Consider the following 2,834-nt stretch of genomic DNA (forward strand, 5'->3'; position numbering starts at 1 on the left):
GTGCCCGACAGCCGCATCCGCCGAGCCCGCGAATCCGACGTCGAGACCCTCGTGCAGCTCGTGCACGACCTCGCCCATTACGAGAAGGCGCCCGCGGAGTGCCGCCTGACCGCCGACAAACTGCGCGCCGCGCTGTTCGGCGCCTCGCCCGCGGTGTTCGCCCACGTCGCCGAGCAGGACGGCGAGATCGTGGGCTTCGCGCTGTGGTTCTTGAACTTCTCGACCTGGCGCGGGGTGCACGGCATCTACCTGGAGGACCTCTACGTCCGGCCGGAGCTACGGGGTTCCGGGCTGGGCAAGGCCCTGCTGGCGACGCTGGCCCGCGAATGCGTGGACCGCGGCTACGCCCGGCTCGAATGGTCGGTGCTGGACTGGAACCCCGCCACCGGTTTCTACCAGGCGCTCGGCGCCGTTCCGATGGACGAGTGGACCGTCTACCGGCTCACCGACACCGCACTGGAAAAACTCGCGAACAGCGACGGGTGATGGGTTGCCTATAGGTCCTTCTCGCGCTGTGCGGCGCGGCCTGCCATCCCGCCGCGGCGAGCGGCTTCCTCTTCGCTCTCACCCTCCTGCTGGCCCAGCGACCAGGCCCGTGCGGGCTGGCGGAACAGCAGCACCAGGATCAGCAGACCGAGCAGGATCACCGGCACCCCGAAGGCGGGCCGTCCCGACGGCCCGGTGAGGTACCAGCCCACGCCCGCGGTGATCAGCGCGAACACCACCCCGGGCGAGCGCGCCCAGGTGTGGCCGAAGCCGAGCCCGGCCGCGCAGCCCAGCACGGCGACCGCGAGCAGGGCGTAGAACGCCGCCTCCGCGAGCAGGTTGTTGCTGGGCGCGTCCGAGGTGCCCGGCGCGACGAGCAGCAGCACGCCGAGGACCAGGAGGGCGACACCGGGCAGCGCCGTGAAGAGCCCGGCGAGCCGGACCTCACGCGGCGCCGGAACGATCTTGTCTGCGAGCCACACGGGAAACGAGCCTCTCACCTGGGTCTGTGACCTTGCGTGAACAGTTTCGATGGTATGCCACCCGGTCGGCCGTTTTCGAACCCCGGCCAAGAGGGTCAAGATCGGGGGGTCGTCGGCGAGCGGGCGGTCGGCCCGGGTGCACTTGTCACGACGAGCGGCCCGATCGAGTGATGGGAGGTCTCACCGGCACTCGCAACGGTTACTCGTGACTTGCAACTCCGCGGCCCCTCCCCTGGCCCTCCGGTGACCTACCCTGCGGTAGTGCGCGCGCTTCTCGTCGTCAACCCGCAGGCCACCTCGACCACTCCGGGCGGCCGCGATGTGCTGGCGCACGCCCTCGCGAGCCAGGTGAAACTCGAGGTCGTCGAGACCGACTACCGCGGCCACGCGCACGCACTGGCGCGCAGCGCGGCGCGGGAGGGGATCGACCTGGTCGTCGCGCACGGTGGCGACGGCACGGTCAACGAGGTGGTGAACGGCCTGCTCAGCGGCGGGCCGGGCAACGCGCCGGCGCTCGGTGTGGTGCCGGGCGGGTCGGCGAACGTGTTCGCGCGCGCGCTCGGGATCTCCCGCGACCCGGTCGAGGCCACCCATCAGCTGCTCGGCGCCATCGAGGGCGACCGCCGCCGTCGGGTGGGGCTCGGCCGCGCCGACGACCGCTGGTTCACCTTCAACGCGGGGCTCGGCTGGGACGCCGACGTTGTGGCCGCGGTGGCGGACCGCCGCGGGAAGCAGACGAACGCGCTGCTGTACCTGCGGGCGGCCGTCACCTGTTACTTCCGGCCGCCGCTGGGCAGGATCCCGCTCACCGTCCACCTGCCCGGCGAGGAGCCGGTGTCCGTGCGGACCGCCTTCGTGTCCAACACCGACCCCTGGAGCTACCTCGGCAACCGTCCGGTGCGCCTCAACACGGGGACCTCGTTCGATACCGGACTGGGTCTGTTCGCCCTGCGGAAGCTGGGCCTGCCCACGGTGTTCCGCCACGGACGCCAGGCGTTGCGCGCCGATGCCGTTCATCGCAGCCGCCCACTGGTCCGCCACGACGACCTTCCGACGCTCGGCGTCTCGGCCGAACAGCCGGTAAACTTCCAGGTAGACGGAGATCCGGTAGGCCTGCGAACCCGTGTCGAGTTCGTGAGCGTGCCGGGAGCCTTGACCGTTTTGGTATGAGCGGGGCGCGCCCTCACGGTCTCCCTGGGTGATCGTACCGGGCAAAGTGCGAGCTGCCGCTCATCGACGCCAGGGCCCCGCTCACCGCATCGTCCTTCGCGACGGAAGGTCGTTTCGGCGAGAAACCGCAGGTCAGGCGGGTCGCCCGAGTAGGTGAGCTCACTCACCGATGTGTAAAAAACCCTTGTCGAACCCGGTGCTTCGTGAAAGCATTCACAAGCACCCCAAAAAACGACCGCCATGACGACCTGTGGCGCAAAAACTTGCGCCCCCAGAAGGAGCTCACGAAATGGACTGGCGCCACGACGCGGCCTGCCGAGACGAGGACCCCGAGCTGTTCTTCCCGGTAGGGAACAGCGGTCCCGCTCTGTCGCAGATCGCCGCGGCGAAAGCCGTATGCCACCGCTGCACGGTGGCCTCCGACTGTCTGGCCTGGGCTCTGGCCAGCGGTCAGGACGCCGGTGTGTGGGGCGGTATGAGCGAGGACGAGCGTCGCGCCCTCAAGCGTCGCCGCGCTCACATCGGCACTCGCAGCAACGCCTGAACCAAACGATACGGCGCGGCTTGGCGCGGCCCTGCACCGGGGCCTCCCACCGGCCGCGCGGGACTGTTCAGTCCGTCGCAAGACGCCCTGAGGGCCGGTACCCCCTGTCGCCGGGTACCGGCCCTCACGCGTCTGATCAGGAGACACAGCGG

General features: G+C 70.1%; 4 protein-coding genes. 3 read left to right on the top strand and 1 reads right to left on the bottom strand.

From position 1 onward, the window contains the following. The gene (locus FNH05_RS35620) at positions 1-486 is read left to right on the top strand and encodes a GNAT family N-acetyltransferase (RefSeq protein WP_144593244.1); all 486 of its coding nucleotides are present in this window, start codon (positions 1-3) and stop codon (positions 484-486) included. An 8-nt stretch (positions 487-494) separates the two neighbouring features. Here FNH05_RS35620 and FNH05_RS35625 read toward each other — a convergent pair whose 3' ends face one another. Then, on the bottom strand, positions 495-968 hold the full coding sequence (locus FNH05_RS35625) for a hypothetical protein (RefSeq protein WP_186382909.1): 474 nt from the start codon (positions 966-968) through the stop codon (positions 495-497). Between the two features lie 261 nt (positions 969-1,229). Here FNH05_RS35625 and FNH05_RS35630 point away from each other — a divergent pair, with 261 nt between their 5' ends. Together FNH05_RS35630 and FNH05_RS35635 are read left to right on the top strand one after the other, a co-directional pair. Then, positions 1,230-2,138, top strand: a complete 909-nt coding sequence (locus FNH05_RS35630) for a diacylglycerol/lipid kinase family protein (RefSeq protein ID WP_144593245.1) — start codon at positions 1,230-1,232, stop codon at positions 2,136-2,138. 289 nt (positions 2,139-2,427) lie between these two features. Beyond that, on the top strand, positions 2,428-2,682 hold the full coding sequence (locus FNH05_RS35635; protein ID WP_144593246.1) for a WhiB family transcriptional regulator: 255 nt from the start codon (positions 2,428-2,430) through the stop codon (positions 2,680-2,682). Positions 2,683-2,834: the final 152 nt, after the last annotated feature.

Source organism: Amycolatopsis rhizosphaerae, assembly GCF_007713715.1.
Lineage (GTDB): Bacteria > Actinomycetota > Actinomycetes > Mycobacteriales > Pseudonocardiaceae > Amycolatopsis_E > Amycolatopsis_E rhizosphaerae.